The 17,326-nt window shown below is 63.7% G+C and carries 19 protein-coding genes and 2 pseudogenes; 6 read left to right on the forward strand and 15 right to left on the reverse strand.

Annotation, left to right across the window (positions count from 1 at the left end):
* Positions 1-50 precede the first annotated feature (50 nt).
* The 3 genes from BM140_RS18630 to BM140_RS18640 form a co-directional block, all read right to left on the reverse strand.
* Positions 51-347, reverse strand: a complete 297-nt coding sequence (locus BM140_RS18630; protein WP_063987054.1) for a TrbC/VirB2 family protein — start codon at positions 345-347, stop codon at positions 51-53.
* 50 nt (positions 348-397) lie between these two features.
* The gene (locus BM140_RS18635; RefSeq protein ID WP_091949866.1) at positions 398-937 is read right to left on the reverse strand and encodes a lysozyme family protein; all 540 of its coding nucleotides are present in this window, start codon (positions 935-937) and stop codon (positions 398-400) included.
* Between the two features lie 325 nt (positions 938-1,262).
* On the reverse strand, positions 1,263-1,736 hold the full coding sequence (locus tag BM140_RS18640; RefSeq protein WP_091949868.1) for an Lrp/AsnC family transcriptional regulator: 474 nt from the start codon (positions 1,734-1,736) through the stop codon (positions 1,263-1,265).
* A gap of 309 nt (positions 1,737-2,045) precedes the next feature.
* On the opposite strand from BM140_RS18640, the gene BM140_RS18645 reads away from it, so the two are divergent.
* Positions 2,046-2,240 carry a helix-turn-helix domain-containing protein gene (locus tag BM140_RS18645; protein WP_244535504.1) on the forward strand — a complete coding sequence of 65 codons (195 nt, stop codon included), beginning with the start codon at positions 2,046-2,048 and terminating at the stop codon, positions 2,238-2,240.
* Between the two features lie 122 nt (positions 2,241-2,362).
* Here the strand turns inward: BM140_RS18645 and BM140_RS26380 are convergent, their stop codons facing one another.
* Positions 2,363-2,467 (reverse strand): helix-turn-helix domain-containing protein, encoded by a 105-nt coding sequence (locus BM140_RS26380; RefSeq protein WP_114436010.1) that lies wholly within the window; start codon positions 2,465-2,467, stop codon positions 2,363-2,365.
* 256 nt (positions 2,468-2,723) lie between these two features.
* Positions 2,724-2,903 carry a recombinase family protein gene (locus tag BM140_RS18650; RefSeq protein WP_342030033.1) on the reverse strand — a complete coding sequence of 60 codons (180 nt, stop codon included), beginning with the start codon at positions 2,901-2,903 and terminating at the stop codon, positions 2,724-2,726.
* A gap of 519 nt (positions 2,904-3,422) precedes the next feature.
* Here BM140_RS18650 and BM140_RS18655 point away from each other — a divergent pair.
* Positions 3,423-3,986 (forward strand): sigma-70 family RNA polymerase sigma factor, encoded by a 564-nt coding sequence (locus BM140_RS18655; protein WP_091949872.1) that lies wholly within the window; start codon positions 3,423-3,425, stop codon positions 3,984-3,986.
* Positions 3,983-4,744: an anti-sigma factor gene (locus BM140_RS18660; protein ID WP_091949874.1), complete on the forward strand. Its 762-nt coding sequence runs from the start codon at positions 3,983-3,985 to the stop codon at positions 4,742-4,744. Before BM140_RS18655 ends, BM140_RS18660 begins: the two co-directional genes overlap by 4 nt.
* Positions 4,745-4,813: 69 nt before the next feature.
* On the opposite strand, the gene BM140_RS18665 is transcribed toward BM140_RS18660, so the two are convergent.
* The gene (locus tag BM140_RS18665; RefSeq protein WP_091949876.1) at positions 4,814-5,368 is read right to left on the reverse strand and encodes a fasciclin domain-containing protein; all 555 of its coding nucleotides are present in this window, start codon (positions 5,366-5,368) and stop codon (positions 4,814-4,816) included.
* A gap of 517 nt (positions 5,369-5,885) precedes the next feature.
* Between BM140_RS18665 and BM140_RS18670 the strand changes: the two genes are divergently transcribed.
* Positions 5,886-6,140, forward strand: coding sequence for a hypothetical protein (locus tag BM140_RS18670; RefSeq protein ID WP_091949878.1), 255 nt, complete (start codon positions 5,886-5,888; stop codon positions 6,138-6,140).
* Positions 6,141-6,157: 17 nt separating this feature from the next.
* Here BM140_RS18670 and BM140_RS18675 read toward each other — a convergent pair whose 3' ends face one another.
* Positions 6,158-6,451 (reverse strand): hypothetical protein, encoded by a 294-nt coding sequence (locus BM140_RS18675; RefSeq protein ID WP_244535493.1) that lies wholly within the window; start codon positions 6,449-6,451, stop codon positions 6,158-6,160.
* Positions 6,452-6,935: 484 nt separating this feature from the next.
* Positions 6,936-8,639, reverse strand: a complete 1,704-nt coding sequence (locus tag BM140_RS18680; protein ID WP_091949881.1) for a methyl-accepting chemotaxis protein — start codon at positions 8,637-8,639, stop codon at positions 6,936-6,938.
* 268 nt (positions 8,640-8,907) lie between these two features.
* On the opposite strand from BM140_RS18680, the gene BM140_RS25945 reads away from it, so the two are divergent.
* A complete protein-coding gene (locus BM140_RS25945) occupies positions 8,908-9,066 on the forward strand; it encodes a hypothetical protein (RefSeq protein WP_165608572.1) in 159 nt (52 codons plus the stop codon).
* Positions 9,067-9,469: 403 nt separating this feature from the next.
* Here the strand turns inward: BM140_RS25945 and BM140_RS18685 are convergent, their stop codons facing one another.
* Both BM140_RS18685 and BM140_RS18690 read right to left on the reverse strand, forming a co-directional pair.
* Positions 9,470-10,921: a diguanylate cyclase domain-containing protein gene (locus BM140_RS18685; protein ID WP_091949883.1), complete on the reverse strand. Its 1,452-nt coding sequence runs from the start codon at positions 10,919-10,921 to the stop codon at positions 9,470-9,472.
* Between the two features lie 195 nt (positions 10,922-11,116).
* Positions 11,117-12,355 (reverse strand): sensor domain-containing phosphodiesterase, encoded by a 1,239-nt coding sequence (locus tag BM140_RS18690; protein ID WP_091949885.1) that lies wholly within the window; start codon positions 12,353-12,355, stop codon positions 11,117-11,119.
* A gap of 1,002 nt (positions 12,356-13,357) precedes the next feature.
* Here BM140_RS18690 and BM140_RS25950 point away from each other — a divergent pair.
* Positions 13,358-13,525 (forward strand): hypothetical protein, encoded by a 168-nt coding sequence (locus BM140_RS25950; RefSeq protein ID WP_165616496.1) that lies wholly within the window; start codon positions 13,358-13,360, stop codon positions 13,523-13,525.
* 31 nt (positions 13,526-13,556) lie between these two features.
* Here the strand turns inward: BM140_RS25950 and BM140_RS18695 are convergent.
* The 5 genes and pseudogenes from BM140_RS18695 to BM140_RS18715 all read right to left on the reverse strand — a co-directional run.
* A pseudogene (locus BM140_RS18695) lies at positions 13,557-13,748 on the reverse strand (integrase core domain-containing protein); the annotation flags it as partial.
* 32 nt (positions 13,749-13,780) lie between these two features.
* On the reverse strand, positions 13,781-15,274 hold the full coding sequence (tnpC, locus tag BM140_RS18700; protein WP_425287069.1) for an IS66 family transposase: 1,494 nt from the start codon (positions 15,272-15,274) through the stop codon (positions 13,781-13,783).
* Between the two features lie 137 nt (positions 15,275-15,411).
* Positions 15,412-15,726, reverse strand: a complete 315-nt coding sequence (tnpB, locus tag BM140_RS18705; protein WP_280142609.1) for an IS66 family insertion sequence element accessory protein TnpB — start codon at positions 15,724-15,726, stop codon at positions 15,412-15,414.
* A 29-nt stretch (positions 15,727-15,755) separates the two neighbouring features.
* On the reverse strand, positions 15,756-16,127 hold the full coding sequence (gene tnpA, locus BM140_RS18710; protein ID WP_091949890.1) for an IS66-like element accessory protein TnpA: 372 nt from the start codon (positions 16,125-16,127) through the stop codon (positions 15,756-15,758).
* 86 nt (positions 16,128-16,213) lie between these two features.
* Positions 16,214-17,220 (reverse strand): annotated as a pseudogene (locus BM140_RS18715) (IS3 family transposase); the annotation flags it as partial.
* Between the last annotated feature and the right edge of the window lie 106 nt (positions 17,221-17,326).

A 17,326-nucleotide genomic window follows, 5' to 3' on the forward strand; every position in this document is an offset into this window, starting at 1 on the left:
TGGCTCCGTTGCGTCATCCGAGGGGCGGAAGAGGGGAGGGGGCGGCAGGCCTACTTGCCGGTGATCGTCGAGACGATCTCGGAGGCCCCGAACAGGATCGCGACGCCGAAGATGACGTAGCCGGCCTTGCGCAGATCGAGGTAACCGAACATCCACGCCATACCGACCACAATCACCGCGATGGTCGCGAGCAGTTTCGCGACGTTGCCGGTCAGCGCGTCGACGATGTTCTGCAGAACTTTCTCGACGCCGCCCAGAGATTGCGCGGCGGCCGGCTCCACCATGGTGAAGGCCAGCAGGACGGACGCGGAAACCAGGAAAGCCGCGTGGCGTTGGGCATGCGTCATCGGTCGTCTCTCTGCGAAGAGGAAAGGGGACGTGCTGCTGTCGGGTGCCGCTAGGGCGCGCTGCCGTAGACCAGGGCCGCGCTCGCCTGCGCCTGTCCGTAGACATCCCACGCGCGCGGTTGATACGTGGCGGTGGTCGGCGGGCCTGGGACAGGGGGCTGCGGAGGAGTGTCGTCCGCTGCAACCCCGCGCACAACCTTGTCCGGGGGCTGAGCCTTCGACCGCGCCGGGCGCCTCGGGTCCACCGTCAAGGCTTTCGCATCCCTGGTGAGGAGTTCACCGGCGACGCGCAGGTTCGTACAGCTGTCGAAGGCTTCACCCAACGGTAAGTCTCTACGATCGAACTCGCGTGCATCGACGCCGAGCAGCCCGAGGCGCACGGGCTGGCCCGCGACTTTCATCTCAGAGGCCAGGGCGATCGCTTCGGGCCGCGACATCGCCCGTACAGTCAGCGCCCGCCCATTCTGATGGGTCGTAAGAACCAGGGGCTCGAATCCGCTGGCGGTACGTGCGGCCGTAACGAGCGCTTGCAGCGGAGCGTCCGGGGCACAGCGTTCGATCAGAGCGAGCAGGGCGACCATCTCGATCATGTAGAGTTCCTCCCCACGCGCCACGATCCTCGATGTCTATGCAGACAAGAAACGTGGCAGAAGCGCATCGATGATGGTCGATGTGCGCAATTTTGTATTCAATCCGCCCGGTTCACCATCGGGTTATTTTGATTTGGACGGCGTTGCGAACGGCTTGGCTTGAAAAAACTTGGCACAAATCGTTCCGCGCGGACTCCGTGAATCTGGTGCTTAAAATGCATAGACTATGCGCAGAGCACCGACGGCACGCATCGAAAGTGCGAACTGAGCGCCTGCTGGCGAGGACGGCCGACTGTCGTGCTCCGGCCACAACTCCCATTGCGCCTCACGCGGCCACCTCGATTGGGATACTGAGCCCTTGCTTCAACTCGTCTCCCAACATGTCGCGTCGTACGATTCGCAGGCCCAAGAAGGAATGCTGGTACGAGGCGATATGGCGATCATAGCTTTCGAGGTCTTGCGCAATGACCGTGAAGGCGAAATCGGCGTCGCCAGTCGTGACGCGGGAGAGGCGCGCGACGAACGGATCATTTCGGAGCGCATCGAACAGGCGGTCCTGTTCATCTGCCGCTTCTCCGTGGAAGCTGCAGAGCAGACTAACCCGAACCGGGAAGCCGACTTTTTTCGGTGACACAACGACAAGATAACTCTCGATGACGCCAGCCTCGACGAGCGCCTGAACACGGCGCGACACCGCGGATTGCGATAATCCGACGATGTCACCGACTTTGGCGGCGCTCAATCGAGGGTCGCTCTGCAAAACATTCAAGATTTTTGCGTCAAGTCGGTCAAGCTTCATATATGGTTTCCCTTGTCGTTTGAACTACGATGTGGAACGTCTTTCATGTAGTATTGCATGGACATAGTCAAAATTTGCCAATAATATGTATTCAGCACGATTGTCTAAAAGATTGACACTCGTGCCAAGCTCGATTTGTCCAGTTAGCAACTCCAGCGCCTTCGATGCAATTTTAAATTGGCGGCGAGGCGCTTAGCAGAGCTCGTGCATCGCGGGCCAGCATCAGCTTGACGATTACCTAATATATTAGGTGGAGGCGGCGGAGCTTACAGGCTGCCATGCCTCATGAGATTGAGGACGGTCTTGGCAGTGAACTTGAGGAAGCTGCGCGCCCAAAAGAAGCTTTCGCAAGAAAGCCTCGCTGCGCTCGCTGACATTAATCGCAACTATGTGGGCATGCTTGAGCGAGAGCAATTCTCTGCAACCATCGATATCATCGAGAAGCTCGCAGATGCGCTCGACGTCGAGCCAACAACTCTTTTGACGCGCGGCTCAAGTTCATAGCCTGTAGACGATCACATTGGCTACGTCGGAGACATACGCTCATTCAGAGGGTTATACAAATCAGTTCTTAGGGCGGATCGCCGCCGCACCAAGTCTTCGTATGTTCTTGACCATGCGGTTAACTACGGGAAGTAAGTATAGAAAGTCTGCGCACTGACATTGAGGCGTTCGGCGAGCGCGGCGACTGGGATGGTTCCAGCGTCGATCATCCCCCGGCCGACGGCCATTTCGGCGTCGATGAGCCGATGCGGGCGGCCCCCTTGCGCCCTTCGTACCTGGGCGGCCTTGCCGGCGGGGTGCCGCTGCGGTTCAAGTTCAAAAACCACCCAACGGTCATGCCGGGGAGATTGAACATCTGTGCCCGGTGGAGGTCTCGGTGTCTATTTGCTCGGTGGGCGAGTGGCGCTTCCGCCTTGCTCCTGTGGCCTGTGGGCGGTATTGAGCATTTCGCACAGCAAATGCCGAGGCAGTCGATTTTTCAAATCACCAGTTGCTTACAGTGCGCAGGAAGTCCAATGCGGCTTCGAGGGCAGGGCGTTTGGTGCCGGCGCGCCCACTCTCCTTCTCCTCAAAGATCCGAAAGCAGCCAGCGGCCTTCAAGACGTCGCACTGCAGATCCAGATCCAGATCCTCGGTTGAAACGCGCGCGCGGCCGATCAGCATGTGAAGATTGTATGAAAACACCCTTTTCCGCACAATAGGTTTCTTCACATATTTTCGTCACGCAAACGGAGCTGTTTCGGATGCCCGGGGAGGGGGCTTCCCTCTATGTGAAGAAAGCGGTCGTTTTCCGCACATTGTATGGTTCAACGATCTGGTGTGCTTCGTGACCTTGTTATTGATATTTGATTTTGGTCTGTTTTGAGTGGCGAAAAGGTATTTATCGTACTGGCTAAGTTATGGTCCGATAAAGGTACACCCAAAACGAACTGAACAGATGGGCTGCTATGGGTGGGAAGCAGGCTTTCATAGGAGCTGTCGCTACGCACTGCATCGCAGCATAAATCGAGCGTTCGTCGAACCTATGATCGAGTGCTACGAACCGCCGTGCTGCCGTAGAGGTCGAGGGACACCCCACACGTAACCCTTCAGGCCAAGCTGTAACGCATGGGGAAAGGCTTGGCCGGTTGAGACGCCCAAGTCCATAGGATAAGCGGGATCGTTCGGGGAAAGGGGGGAGATGTGCCGATCGTGAAGGCGTCTGACGACGCAGATCTCGCGCGGCTGATTAGGTCTGTCGCCGAAGGCGACCGTACGGCTTTGCGCGCGCTCTATATCGCGACCGCCCCGAAACTTCTCGGGACCATCCTGCGTATCATGCAGGATCGGGGTGCGGCCGAGGATGCACTGCAGGAGGTGTTCGTGCGCATCTGGCAGCGGGCCGGCAGCTACGATCCGAACTGCGGCACGCCCTTCCCCTGGCTCGCTGCCATCGCCCGGCACAAGGCGATAGATCGCCTGCGGCAGGAGAAGGCCGCGCGTCTGACTCAGGCCGAGGAGGGCTGGCTGGAGCGCCTGGCCGACCTCGGGGATGGGGAAGCCGACCTCGCCAGGCGCGACGCGCTCGCCCACTGCCTCGACGCCGTCGAGCCGGCGCAGCGCGATTGTCTCGTCCTCGCCTATTGCGAGGGCTGGTCGCGCGAGGAGCTGGCCGCGCGGCACGATCGGCCGGTCAACACCATCAAGACGTGGCTGCGCCGCGGCCTGACCGGCCTGCGCAGCTGCCTAGAGGTGGAGGCGGTATGAGCACGGGACCGGGTAAGTTCGGGCCCGGCGACGGCGCGGAAGCTCCGCCCTTCTGGGTCGAGGATCCGGACGGGGCGGCAGGCGAGTACGTCCTCGGGACTCTCGATGCGGCTGAGCGCGCCGCCTTCGTGCGCGCGTTGGACCGGACGCCCGCGCTGCGGGCTGCCGTCGCTGCCTGGGAGGCGCGGCTCGCACCGCTCGCCGCGACGGCGCCCGCGATGGAGCCGGATCCGCGGGTCTGGGCCGGCATCGAGGCTCAGGTCGCCGCACACCCCGATGCCCAGGGTACGGATGCGGGCGGCACGGCGCGCATCGTCCGGCTGGAGCGCGGATTGCGGCGCTGGCGGTTCGGCGCAGCGGCGGCGAGCGCACTCGCGGCGGGTCTCGCCCTCTGGATCGTCGCCGGGCCGAGGCCCGCGCCGGACGGACAGCAATACCTCGCCGTGGTCGATCGCGGCGGCGCGCTGCCAGCGCTCATCGTGCGCGTTGATCTCGACCTAGGCCGCGTGCATGTGCGCAGCCTCGCGGCGGAGACGCCGCCGGACCGGAGCCTGGAACTCTGGTACATCCACGCGGGGACGGCCCCCCGCTCGCTCGGCCTGATCACCGATGCGACCGAGACCCTGACGGTGCCTTCCGACCTCCGCTCCGATGCTCCCGACGTGACGCTCGCGGTGACGGTGGAGCCGAAGGGTGGCGCCCCAGGGGGTAAGGCGACCGGACCAGTGATCTATTCGGGCCGGCTCATCCGCGAATGAAGGTGGCCAGCCTCTCCCCTGCACGAGGCAGGGGAGAGGCCGTGCGGCCGGCGAGGTCGCGGCGTGCGATCAGGGCATCAGCACGCCGTTAACGACGTGGATCACGCCGTTCGACTGCATGACGTTGGGCACGGTGACGGTGGCGGTGTTGCCCTTAGCATCGGTCACGAAGACCTTCTTGCCCTGCGTCTCGACCGAGAGCGCGGCGCCGTTGACGGTCTTGAGGACGGCCCGGCCGCCGCCTTCCTTGGCCAAAGTCGCCAGGTCCTTGGCGGTGAGCGCGCCGGGGACCACGTGGTACGTCAGGATGCCGGTGAGCTGCGCCTTGTTCTGCGGCTGGACCAGCGTCTCGACCGTGCCCGGCGGAAGCTTGGCGAAGGCGGCGTTGGTCGGCGCGAACACCGTGAACGGGCCAGGACCCGAGAGCGTTTCGACGAGGCCCGCGGCTTTCACGGCGGCGACCAGCGTGGTGTGATCCTTCGAGTTGACCGCGTTCTCGACGATCGTCTTGCTCGCAAGCATCGGCGCGCCGCCGACCATGGGGTTCTTGGCGAGCGCCGGAACCGCCGCGGTGGCGAGGCCGAGGCCGAGGGCAAGAGCGAGGCGGACGAGGATCGTGGACATGCGTTCTGGCTCCCTTGAAGCGCACCCCGTCGGGGGCATCGCGGGTCTTTACGGAGGCCGAGGACCAGAAAGTTTTCAGTCACGCGAAAAAAATTGGGGTCGGTCATCCCTCAAATGTGACCTTGGCGGCGAACTGGCCCAATGGTCTGCACGGGTGGCTTGCAGAAGTTGCTGACGCTACCAGTCTGGTATGGGTGGACCCATACCGGACTGAAAGCGCCGGTTCTCCTCTCCACACCCTAAAAGTACCGTCTTGAACCTAAGTTTACGAACGGGGAGGGCGGCGGTTGGCGACCCAATAAAAAGCCCCGCGCTCGCAAACGGCGCGGGGCGAGTGACGATGGAGTATCCTTGGGAGGATACGCGTTACTCTGCATAATGAATGCCGCACGGCAACGGCTAGTGGTCGAACCGCCAGCCTAAAGCCAAGCTGATGTGCGATAACGCACCTCGGCCTGATTAATGTAGCCGGGTAAGTTTGCTGGACAGCACCGCTTCGTATCCTAAGACTGTCCGTATGACCCCGGTGCGCCGCTGCCTCCATAAGGTCGATCATCTCTCGGCCGTGCCCGATAGCACCGTCGCGGATCGGGTTGATGCCGCCCTTGATGAGCTGGAACAGGCTTACCGCAGGCCAAGCGAGCGCATCGTGGCGCTGGAAACCGTCTTGCAGGAAGTCTGCCGCGATCACAGGACCGGCGGCACACCGCTCGGCCGGTTCGTCCAGTCGAGCGTGGAGCGTCGCCAAGAGAAGCTGGCCCGTTCCGCCTGACCGTGCCCGGTCGGGCCTCAGTGGGTGGCCTGCCCCTCTGCGGCGGCCTTCCGGTCTTTCTTCTTTTTGCGCAGCTTGGCCGCCTTGACCGGCTCGTCGTCGTCCACGGCCCGCTCTGCCAAGGCGAAGCTGTGCAGTTCGCCATGGTCGCCGCTTTGGCCCTCGGCCAACGCATAGAACGCGGCCCGGACGACTTCCTTTTTGGTCGCCTCCGGGTGCCGCTCGCGCACGGCGGCGAGGAGCGCCTTGGGTTTCATGCCGGTAGTGGCGACGCCGCGGAGCGTGTTCGCCAGTTCTTCAATCGAGGCCATATCGCACCTGTTGCCCCTTGCACCGTTCGGGCGGCGTGGGGTTCTTTCGACGGCCTAGCCTAGCATGACAGTCAAATGACAGTCTCCCCGCGTGGATTATGGCTCGGGTGTCACGCTTCTGTGTGCAGGGATCGCCTATGTAGGCCGCAGTTCCTTTCCTGAGACCGGGAACCCACTTACGGCGCGTCGTGGCCTCTGCCGCACGCGCCGTTTTCATTGGAGCCTGAGTTATGAGCAGCCGACCGCTAGGGGTCGAAACCGGCTGTCAGGTCCGGTTCGCTAAAGGTCGACCCATATCGGACCGATAGCGCCGGTTCTCCTCTCCACACCTAAACCGAACTAAACGGATGGGCTGCTGGGGGTCGAGAGCAGCAGTTGGCTCAATGCCCAGAAGCGGACGCCGTCTTCCTTGCCGGGCGTTCGCACCATGATCGGGAGCCACATTGCGCAGATCAAAGTTCAAGGGGCGCGTGAAATCACGCGCTCACCCCGTGAGTGTCTGCAGGCTGATGTTGATCTCGCCTACCCCCTGAGCTGCCGTCTGCATGCTCGACGAGATTTCCTGGGTGACGGCGCTCTGCTCCTCGACCGCAGAGGCCACGCCCGTCACCATCTCGCGCACAGACCCGATGGCTTGCACCACTGACAGCAACGCTCCGACCACCTCTTCCGAGATCCCCTGCATGGCGTGGATGTCCCGCGCGATCCGCCCGGTCGCCTGCGTCACTTGGCTCGACAAGTTCTTCACCTCGCTGGCCACCACGGCAAAGCCACGCCCAGCGTTTCCGGCCCGCGCAGCCTCAATCGTTGCGTTCAACGCCAGCAGGTTGATCTGCTCTCCGACCGCCTGGATGAGTTGGACGACGCCGTTCATCGATACGGCCGCCTCCTTCAGTTTCGCGGTGGAGCGATCAGCGGCGCTGGCCTGTTCGTGGATGGCGTCGACCTCGGAGCGAGAGCGGGTTAAGCTCTGTGCGATCTCCCCGATCGAGGCGCTGAGCTCCTCTGAGGCAGAGGCTACGGCCTGCACGTTGATCAGCGTCTGGCTCGACGCGCTGGTCGCTGCGTGCTGGGCTGCTGTCTTGGCGGTGATGTCCGTGGCGTATTTCACCACCTTGAACGGTTTGCCGTCGTCGTCGAAGATCGGATTATAGCTGGCCTGGATCCAGACCGTTCGACCACCCTTTCCCAGACGTCTGAACACGCCGGCCTGATATTCGCCCCGCCGAAGCATATCCCACAGCTGCAAGTACTCTGCCGACTCTGCATCCGACGGCTCGACGAACGTCCGATGGTGCCGACCGCGCACCTCATCAAGCCGGTAGCCGACGACGTTCAGGAAGTTCTCGTTGGCCTCCAAGATCGTGCCATCCATGCCGAAGTGGATGACGCCCTGCGACCGGTTGATGGCCGCGATCTGTCCCGCCACGTCGGCCCGGTGCAGCTTGTCCTGCGTCACGTCGGTGGCGAACTTGACGACCTTGTACGGCTTGCCTCGCCGGTCGCGGACCGGATTATAGATCGCCTGCAGCCAGAGCTCCCGCCCATCCTTACCGACGCGCTTGTACTCGGCACGCTGGAACTCGCCGCGCGCCAGCGCCGCCCAGAACTGACGATAGGCTTGGCCGTCGCGCTCGGCGGGTAGGACGAACAGGCCGTGGTGCCGGCCCTGGATCTCTTCCAAGGTGTAGCCGACGGTGCTGAGGAAGTTGGGATTGGCCGTCAGAATGGTGCCGTCCAAGGCGAACTCGATGGAGGCGCGTGAGCAACTGATCGCCTGGAGCACAGCCTCCTGATCAAGGCTGTAGCGCTGCTGCGCGGTCACATCGCTCGAGAGTTGGACGACCTTGACAACCCGCCCGGCACGATCGAGCACCGGGCTGTAGCTGAGCTGCAGCCAAACCTCGTCACCTTGCTTAGTGAGATGCCGCGAGCGTGTTGTGCGACACTCCCCCTGAGCGACGGCGGACCAAAGCTCCCGTTGCTCTTGACTGGCCGCCTCGTACGGATCGAGCACTACGTCCAGCGAGTGGCCCCGCAACTCTTCCAAGGTGTAGCCGAGTAGATCACGAAAGCGCGCATTGGCGCTCAGCATTGCACCGGAAGGTGTCAGCTCAACTACGCCCTGGGTGCGCTCTACAGCGTCCAGTAGTGAGTAATCACCGCGGGGGAAGAAAAGCGGCGCCATGTCTCATCCCAAAGCGGCTTTACGGAAGTACCTGGCCCTACACGAACCGGAGCACCGCACCACCGCTATACGGATTGCTGATTTATAGAATGGGCAGAAAGTGCTTAAAAATGACTTAATATGTGGTATCACATATATGTTATCTTGATTTATGCCGAATGATGACCTGGATTAGGGGAATTGCTATCGATTAATACGACTCCTTCGGCCCATGTATGGTTCTGATTGCAAATTTTGCCGAATTAGTGCTGTCCTGATGGCCGGCTGCTTGCTGACGCTCGCCTGCGTGCAGACGCTGCTGATCGGCGCGGCCAATGCCAGCGTGGGCATTTTCAGCACCAAGCGGGATGAACTCGACGCGCAGACATTACACGCGGGGCAGTACCAAATCGTCGGTGCGGTCGCTCGGCTGACCACGGTCGCGTAGCCCCAGACCAGACGTTCCTAGGGTCCGATTTGGGTCGAAGCGGCTGCCATGGCCGGTTCGCAAAAGGTTACCCATAGCAGACTGACAGCGCCGGTTCTCCTCTCCACACCTAAACCGAACCACACGGATGGACTGCTATGGGTCGAAAGCAGCGGTTCGAGGCCACAGGCACAGAGCCGGCTCCTGGCGCAAAACGTTCGTGCACCTCAGGATTTGATTTCCTCATACGGTTTCTGCACGCATTTAAGTGACTGGAAAACGGTCGTTTTCTGCACATGGGATCCGCAAGGCGGAATTGCTGCTGAAGGTGTGAAGCAGGCTGCCAATTGTCGGCGGGTAGCTGAGCGGCGGAAATCTGTTCGGGGCAGCAGTTAGACCCTGGCCCGCCACACTGAAGGCGCGCTCAACTAGCTTTTCGGTGGTCCGCAACGACCTGGTAGGTCTGCGCCGTTCCCTTTCGGGTGCGCTTGGCGGCGTAGAGCGCCGCATCGGCTTGCCGTAGGAGCACATCACGGTCTTGCGAGGCTGTGCTCGACCACGCGATGCCGATCGTTCCCGTCACTCGGGCGATGTGACCCTGTCCGTCGATGACGATCTCAAGATCGTGCAGGAGGCGCCGCACCTTCCGATCGAGTCCCACGCGATCAAGATCGGCGGACACTACGACAGCAAACTCGTCGCCACCCAGCCGTGCCGGAAAACACCCACCGTCGCAGGCGACACGCAAACGATCGGCGACACAGCGTAATACCGCATCACCAGCTGCATGGCCAAGAACATCGTTGACGTCCTTGAACCCGTCGAGGTCGATCAGAAGCACTGCCACGTCGTTGTCCGCAGCGGGCGCCTCACGCAGCCGTGCATCGAGAACGCAGTGAAACTCCGCTCGGTTGGCCAATTGGGTCAGGTCGTCAGTGCGGGCTTGGTGGCGTAGGCGCTGCTCCAGCTCGTACCGCTCGGTGATGTCTTGGATCAGACCAATGAGCGCGACGGGCTTACCATTGGCCAACTCGATCTCGCACGAGCACCGCACGCGCCGCGCGTTGCCTTTGGCGGTTACGAGGTCGGCATCCATCTCGAACGGTTCGCCCGTGTCCAACGTGCGCATCACCGCAGCGACGAACGTCGAGCGGTCCGGCTCGGGAAAGTGGTTCATGATTTCGCCGTTCGGCACACCGCCGCTGACCGGTCGCTCGTGGATGGCAAAGACGCCGTCCGACCAAGCGGTAGTCCCCTGCTCGATGTCGTACCGGTACGATCCCATCTCGGCCATGCGCTCGGCCTGCTTGAACTGACGCCGCTCGCGCTTCAGCCGTTCAACGACCAGACGGTGCTCCTCGGCAGCCTCGGCGGCGCGTAGTGCAACGGTCCGAGCCTGGATCAAGGCCTCGGCGACACATGCCAACTGCTCCAGAACCTCCAGGTCGGTCGGTGTTGGCTCGCGTGGCCGCTCGTCGAGGACGCAGAGCGTGCCGATCGCCACTCGGTTACCGTCGGGCTGCTGGATGCGAACCGGAACGCCCGCGTAGTAGCGGATGTTCGGTGAGCCGGTGACGAACGGGCTTGCGGCGAACCGAGGATCGAGGCGGGCATCCGCTACGGTGAGCGGCGCGTCGGTCTCGACTACGACTGGGCAGAACGTCTGAGCCCGCACAGTCTCCGGTGCCAGAGGCCCGCAGCGTGCCTTGAACCACTGACGCTCCGGAGCGATCAGGGTGATCGAGGACATGCTGGTGCCGAGCATGCGTTGTGCGAGCTTGGCCAGCACATCGAACTCGCGCTCGGGCGGCGTGTCGAGGAGGGCGATCTCAGCCAATGCCTTCTGGCGAAGCGATTCGCGCTGATTGTCCGACATGCGCCGCTCTAACCTACGTGGCCCTGTATAAGCCACGATGCAGCACTGTTTTTATGCTAGGTCGAGTTAAGTAACCGTGAATTAGACCGAAATGCTATCATCCCGTGAGTTTAGATGGCCCGATTACTGCCCTTTCACCATCGATGTAAAGCCCTCGCTTGTACTTCACATCCCTGCGCTAATTACAGATCGCAATCAGGCGACCATGGACCGATTAGCTAAACAAGCTGCTTGCAGCGCGGAGAGCGGACCGGGTTTGCCGAGGAGGTAGCCCTGACCCCTGTCGGCCCCGATCAATTTGAGCGTTGCGAGTTCAGCTGCCGTTTCAATCCCTTCGGCGACGACCTGCGCGCCGGTCTCGCGGGCATAGAACACCATCGCGCTAGCCAAGGCGCGCCGCGCCGGGTCCGTATCGACCGAGCGGGTGAGGCTCATGTCCATCTTAATCAGGTCCGGAGCCAGTTGCACGATATGCTGCAGACCGGAATACCCCGCCCCGGCGTCATCGACGGCGATGCGGACGCCAGCCCGCTTCAGGGGGGCGAGACACGTGTGCAACGCGGGATAGCTCGGAACTGGAGCATGCTCGGTTATTTCGACAATCGTGCGTGCCGCGAACTCGTTGGGAATCAGCTCGACCAAGCGTCCGGTGAGGACGGCCAGAGGCGAGGCGTTGATCGAAAGCGAGAGCGCGGGAGGTAATTCCGGAAACATCGCCAGCGTCGTTCGGATCACGGCCAGTTCGAGGTCGATGCCGAGGTCGACCGAGGCGGCATCGGCGAACCACTGGTCCGGCGAGCGGTAGGGTGTCGGTCGGAAGCGACAGAGAGCCTCGCAACCGGCGATCTGTCCGGTTGGCAGATGGACAATCGGCTGGAAGACAATGTCGTAGTCCTGTGTGGCGATCAACGTGGAGAGGGCGGCGTGGACCTGTTGCGTGCCGCGGTGACGCTGCAGGTCTGCATCGACCTGCTTGGCGGCCAACCCGGCGAACACACGCATCGTCGCCAGATCGCGTTCATTGAGCGATGGGATCGGCCGCGGGCTGAGGCAGCAAAACATCCCGAATGGCGTCCCGTCAGCGAGCCGGATCGGAATGCTGACGTGCGAGCCGATCGGTACGGCGGAAGTGATCGGCAGGTCGCGGGCGAAGGGTAGCTGAGCGGTGTCTGGGATCAGTTCGGGAAGGCGTCCAGCGAGGATGTGGTTGCAGTACACATCGTCGAGGGACTGAGAGTCACCCGGTTTGATGAGGTGTTCGAGGCCCGGGGCATCCACGCGGCGGAACACGGTGCGGCCGGCAACAAACTCGGAGAAATAGGCGATCTCCATACCCAAGTGGTTGCGGATCGCTACGAGCGCTTCTTGGATCACATCAGCCCCAGCCGCAGCCCTTGCAGCGATCGGGCGCAAACGTTCGGATGACTGGAGCATAAGTGGCTCTGCGAGCTGGAATGGTTTCCTTTTGTTTTATACCGAACAAAAAAATAGAACGTTAAAATGGATAAATCCGCGCTGTTACGCTTCAAAGGGCGAAAGATGATGCCCCCCTGCAGCTGCACGACTTGGTCGACTAGTTGACCCTGCGCGACGACTGCGATGGTCCGTACCGGGAGGAGTGAACGGCTAGGCTCCGATCCGCAAGAGGAGCCATGGCAGCAATCCGCTCGACCCGGTTCACACCGTTGTGATGGACTGGACCGCAATACGGTCTGCATCGTGCGTGAGACCCTATCGCCGTCCGGCGGAACTCGTCGTAACCGCCGGACGGCATCGAGACTTCAAAAGCCGATACCGAAAACCTCAGGAGCCGATCAACGATGCAGATGAAGCCCGTTTCCTACGCCATGATCGCCGTGTTCGCCTGTGGCCTTATCGTAACGGTCATTGGCTCGGCGAGAGTGCTGATGGGCATCTGACGGCACCGTAGCTGGAACAGGGTTTGGACGGCGGGGCGCAAGCTTCGCCGTTTCTGCATCTGCGACCTGCTAGAGCCCTTGGCCGGGTGAGGCGGATGGCTCGGATACCGGCTGCAGGCAGTCCGCTTGGTCCTGTCGATGATTAGCAGCACGATCAGGATGCCGGCCCAGGTCGAATTCAGTTCCGTAAGCCGCCTGAATGCGAACGGCCCTGCTGCAGGGCCTGTGGCGATGCCCTATGCCGGTCTCAGGATTTTCAGCCCGCCCATCATAGAACCCCGGCAGCGGCTCAGCAGCTGCTTTCTGCTACGGTTTTGATTTCTACATGGGGTTTCTGCGCATATCTGAGTGACTCGAAAACGGTCGTTTTCTGCACATTAGTTGCCCTATGGACCACACCTCCCAAAATCCTCGACGGCGAGCAGCCTAACGCATTGACGTGGCTGCAAGCTTAACCATACGCCACGTTATGCGCGCGAGTCGGACAGGCTGGGCAGTCTGCCGCGCGGCCATCGCCGTGGCCGCGCTTTACGTGCTCGTGCTGCATGCTGTGCTCGGCAGTTTGATCGTTCTGGCTACGGCCGACCCGCTGCATGTCCTCTGTCTGACAGAAGCCACGCAGAGCGATGCGCCGGTCAAAGCCCCCACTGCGCATTGCCAGTTGTCATGCTGCACGACCGCCTGATCGGCCCCCACGCGGTGGTCCAAGTTCTAAGTTAGTGCAGGGTCGGCCTTTGCTCCACGGATAGCTTGGCCGGCGGAGCCGACCGGGTGAGCGCAGCCGGCCAAGCGGTGAAGGCCGGCACGAACACCTCCGGGGCTGGCGGCCGGTAGCCGAGCGAGGCGTGCGGGCGCACGCTGTTGTAGTGTCGACGCCAGCTCTCGATCACAATCTGTGCCTCCTTGAGCGTGTGTAAGCGCTCGGTGAGAGGCCGGCCGGTCAGGCGGCGTGCGCGGCCGGCTGGGCGAGCGTCCAGTTCCAAGGTAGCAGGTCGGCCAGCCGCTTGGCGGGGTGATCGGCGATGCGCGTGAGCACGTCGCGCAGGTAGACCTCGGGATTGAGCCGGTTCAGCTTGGCCGTCTCGATCAGGGTGTAGAAGACGGCCGCGCGCTCGGCCCCGAGGTCGGAACCGGCGAACAGGTAGTTCTTGCGCCCGACCGCCACGCCGCGCAGTGCCCGTTCGGCCGCGTTGTTGTCGAGCGCGATGCGTCCGTCGTCGAAGGCGCGGGTCAGCGCCAGCCAGCGCGCCAGCATGTAACGCAATGCCTTGGCCAGTTCGGATCGACCCGGCAACTGGGTCAGGCTCCGTTCCGCCCATACCTTCAGCGCGGCCGCCACCGGCTTCGCGCGGGCCTGTCTCTCATGGGTGCGGGCGTCGGGCGGCTTGCCGTGCAACTCGCGTTCGATCCCGTAGAGCGCGCCGATCCGCGCCAGCGCCTCCGCGGCCAGCGCCGAGCCGGTCGCGGCATGCACGTCGAAGATCTTGCGGCGCACGTGCGCCCAGCAGGCCGCCTCGGTGAGTGGGCCGCCCGGTCGGGCCTTCTCGTAGAGCCCGTTGAAGCCGGCATAGCCGTCGGCCACCAGCACGCCGGAGAAGCCTACCAGATGTGCGAGCGGACGCTCGCCCCGACGGTCGGGCGAGGCGAAGAACACCGCCGCCGGCGGACGGGCGCCACCGTGGGGGCGCTCGTCGCGCACATAGGTCCAGAGCCGGCCGGTCCGGGTCTTGCCGCTGCCCGGCGCCAGCACCGGGATCGGCGTGTCGTCGCCGTGCAGGACGGCCGAGCCGGCGATCACCTCCCGGCGCAGGAGATCGACCAGCGGCCTCAAGCTGGCCGCGGTGGCGCCGAGCCAGCCCGAGAGCGTCGAGGTGGCCAGGTCCACCCCGTCACGGGCATAGATCTCGGCCTGGCGGTAGAGCGGCAGGTGATCGTCGAACTTCGCCACCGCGATGTGGGCAAGCAGTCCGGGTCCGGCCCGCCCGCGGGGAACGGCGTGGTGAGGCGCGGGCGCCTGCATCACCTGCTCGCAGGCGCGGCAGGCGAAGGCCTCGCGCACGTGGCGCACGACCTTGAAGCGGCCCGGCACATAGTCGAGGCTCTCGGTCACGTCCTCGCCGATCCGGCGCAAGGCCCCGCCGCAGGCCGGGCAGGTGCAGGGGCCGGCATGAACCACGCTCTCGCGTGGCAGGTGCTCGGGCAGGGCCCGCCGGGCCGGTCTGAGGCGTGCCGCCTCCACCGCCTCGGCCACGACCGGCGCGGCACTCAAGCGCTCGGCCGCGTCGGTCTCCAGCGCCTCGATGGCCAGTTCGAGCTGCTCGACCCGCTCGCCGAGCTTCTCGGAGGAGGCGCCGAACCGCGCCCGCTTCAGCCGGGCGAGTTCGAAGCGCAGCTTCTCGATCAGGGTGTCGGCCTGGACCGCCTCGCGCGCCATGCCGACGATCAGACGCTTGAGCGCGTCGACGTCGTCGGGCAGCAGGGCAGGATCGAGAGCCACGCCAACAGCTTAGGCCTTGCTGAAGGCGCTCGCCACATCCATGCGCCCGGACGCTGCCGCCTCGGTAGTCTACCTCAGCCCGCGATCCTCGGCCGGTCGGTGCGCAGCGGCGTGCGCCAGTCGATGCCCTCCAGCAGCATGGCGAGTTGGGCCGGCGTCAGCGCCGCCGCGGCCCCGGCGGTGGCCGGCCAGACGAAGCGGCCCTTCTCCAGGCGCTTGGCGAACAGGCACAAGCCCTGGCCGTCCCACCACAGCACCTTGATCAGGTGCCCCTGCCGCCCGCGGAACACGAAGGCCTGCCCCGAGAACGGATCGCGGGAGAGATGGTCCTGCACGAGCGCGGCCAGACCGTCGAAGCCCTTGCGCATGTCGGTGTGTCCGGTGGCCAGCTAGACGCGCGAGCCGGACGGGACCGGGATCATCGGTGAAGCAGCGCCGCGATCACGCCCTGCAGCAGCGCCAGGTCCGCCCCAGCTTCGGCCCGCAGCCGGTGACCGCCGGCCAGCTCGATCTCGACGACGCCCGACCCGGCCGGCCTCTCGGCGGTCGCAGCGGCGGGAGGCGGCAGGGCGAGCGGGACGAAGGTCGGCGGGGCGGAGGGCGTCCGGGCCTGCTGCTCGGCCAGCACGGCGCGCCGCCAGCGGAACAGCAGGCTGGAATGCAGGCCGTGTCGACGCGCCACCGCCGAGGCGGTCGTGGCGGGATCGTCCGCCTCGGCCAGGATGGCGCGCTTCTGCTCGGGCGACCAGCTTCGGCGCGTGCCGGCGACGATGATGTGAGGATTGGTCATAGGTCCAGACACAGGGCCGATACAGCGTCATCCGACGCCAGTTCCTGTATCCAGAGCGGAGCGCTACCCACACAAGGCGGCCGTCACCGAGCGCTTACGAGCGTGTAGAAGATCTCACCGTTCAACAGCTCGTCTCGTAGTCGTGCGTTGAAGCTCTCAACGTAACCGTTCTCCCATGGCGAGCCGGGTGCGATGTAGGCTGTTCTGGCGCCGACACCGGTGATCCAGGCTTGCACCGACTTGGCGATGAACTCCGGACCGTTGTCCGAGCGGATATGGCCGGGCACGCCGCGCAGGATGAACAAGTCAGACAGCACGTCGATCACGTCCGCCGCCTTGAGCTTGCGTGCGACGCGGATCGCCAAGCACTCGCGCGTGAACTCATCGACCACGTTCAGCATCCGGAACTTGCGGCCCTCGTGCGTGCGGGCTTCGACAAAGTCGTAGGACCAGACGTGATCGCGATGCTCCGCCCGCAGTCGCAGGCAGGAACCATCCCCGTCCCAAATGCGGCCGCGCTTGGGCTGCCGAGCCGGGATCTTCAGCCCCTCGCGCCGCCAGATCCGCTCGACCCGCTTGTCGTTGACCAGCCAGCCGGCCGCCTTCAGCAAGGCGCTGATCTTCCGATAGCCGTAGCGACCATACCGCTCCGCCAACTCGACGAGATCGGCTGTGAGAGCGGCCTCGTCGTTTCTCCCCCGCGGCGCCTTGCGCTGCGTCGAGCGATGCTGCCCGAGCGCCCGGCAGGCCCGGCGCTCGGACACCTTCATCGTCTGCACGATGTGCTCGACACACGCTCGTCGGCGCGCGGGGCTCAGAAGTTTCCCTTTGCCGCCTCCTGCAGGATCAACTTGTCGAGCGTGAGGTCGGCAATCGCCCTACGCAGCCGCTGGTTCTCGACCTCCAAATCCTTCATCCGCCGGACCTGATCCCTCTTTAGGCCGCCGAACTCCTTGCGCCAGCGATAGTACGTCACCTCGGTCACACCGAGGGCTCGGATCACATCGGCTACGCTCTGGCCCTGCACGATCAACACGTCCGCCTGCCGCAGCTTGGCGACCACATCCTCGGGCTTGTGTCGCTTCGTTCCCATCTGTCCGTCCTCGTCCTGGCTCGAAAGCCATACCTCAGGGCGGACCACTTCCATGGGGGCGGATCACCTCGCCAGCCTCGCCGGGTTGCATCCCGCCGGCCGTCGG

It is taken from the genome of Methylorubrum salsuginis, from assembly GCF_900114375.1.
GTDB lineage: Bacteria > Pseudomonadota > Alphaproteobacteria > Rhizobiales > Beijerinckiaceae > Methylobacterium > Methylobacterium salsuginis.

What these genes read in the sequence shown, in the direction of transcription:
- BM140_RS18630 (WP_063987054.1), bottom strand. Translation starts at nt 347, where the DNA reads ATGACGCATGCCCAACGCCACGCGGCTTTCCTGGTTTCCGCGTCCGTC.
- BM140_RS18635 (WP_091949866.1), bottom strand. Translation starts at nt 937, where the DNA reads ATGATCGAGATGGTCGCCCTGCTCGCTCTGATCGAACGCTGTGCCCCG.
- BM140_RS18640 (WP_091949868.1), bottom strand. Translation starts at nt 1,736, where the DNA reads ATGAAGCTTGACCGACTTGACGCAAAAATCTTGAATGTTTTGCAGAGC.
- BM140_RS26380 (WP_114436010.1), bottom strand. Translation starts at nt 2,467, where the DNA reads ATGGCCGTCGGCCGGGGGATGATCGACGCTGGAACCATCCCAGTCGCC.
- BM140_RS18650 (WP_342030033.1), bottom strand. Translation starts at nt 2,903, where the DNA reads ATGCTGATCGGCCGCGCGCGCGTTTCAACCGAGGATCTGGATCTGGAT.
- BM140_RS18660 (WP_091949874.1), top strand. Translation starts at nt 3,983, where the DNA reads ATGAGCACGGGACCGGGTAAGTTCGGGCCCGGCGACGGCGCGGAAGCT.
- BM140_RS18665 (WP_091949876.1), bottom strand. Translation starts at nt 5,368, where the DNA reads ATGTCCACGATCCTCGTCCGCCTCGCTCTTGCCCTCGGCCTCGGCCTC.
- BM140_RS18670 (WP_091949878.1), top strand. Translation starts at nt 5,886, where the DNA reads ATGACCCCGGTGCGCCGCTGCCTCCATAAGGTCGATCATCTCTCGGCC.
- BM140_RS18675 (WP_244535493.1), bottom strand. Translation starts at nt 6,451, where the DNA reads ATGGCCTCGATTGAAGAACTGGCGAACACGCTCCGCGGCGTCGCCACT.
- BM140_RS18680 (WP_091949881.1), bottom strand. Translation starts at nt 8,639, where the DNA reads ATGGCGCCGCTTTTCTTCCCCCGCGGTGATTACTCACTACTGGACGCT.
- BM140_RS18685 (WP_091949883.1), bottom strand. Translation starts at nt 10,921, where the DNA reads ATGTCGGACAATCAGCGCGAATCGCTTCGCCAGAAGGCATTGGCTGAG.
- BM140_RS18690 (WP_091949885.1), bottom strand. Translation starts at nt 12,355, where the DNA reads ATGCTCCAGTCATCCGAACGTTTGCGCCCGATCGCTGCAAGGGCTGCG.
- tnpC (WP_425287069.1), bottom strand. Translation starts at nt 15,274, where the DNA reads ATGGCGCGCGAGGCGGTCCAGGCCGACACCCTGATCGAGAAGCTGCGC.
- tnpA (WP_091949890.1), bottom strand. Translation starts at nt 16,127, where the DNA reads ATGACCAATCCTCACATCATCGTCGCCGGCACGCGCCGAAGCTGGTCG.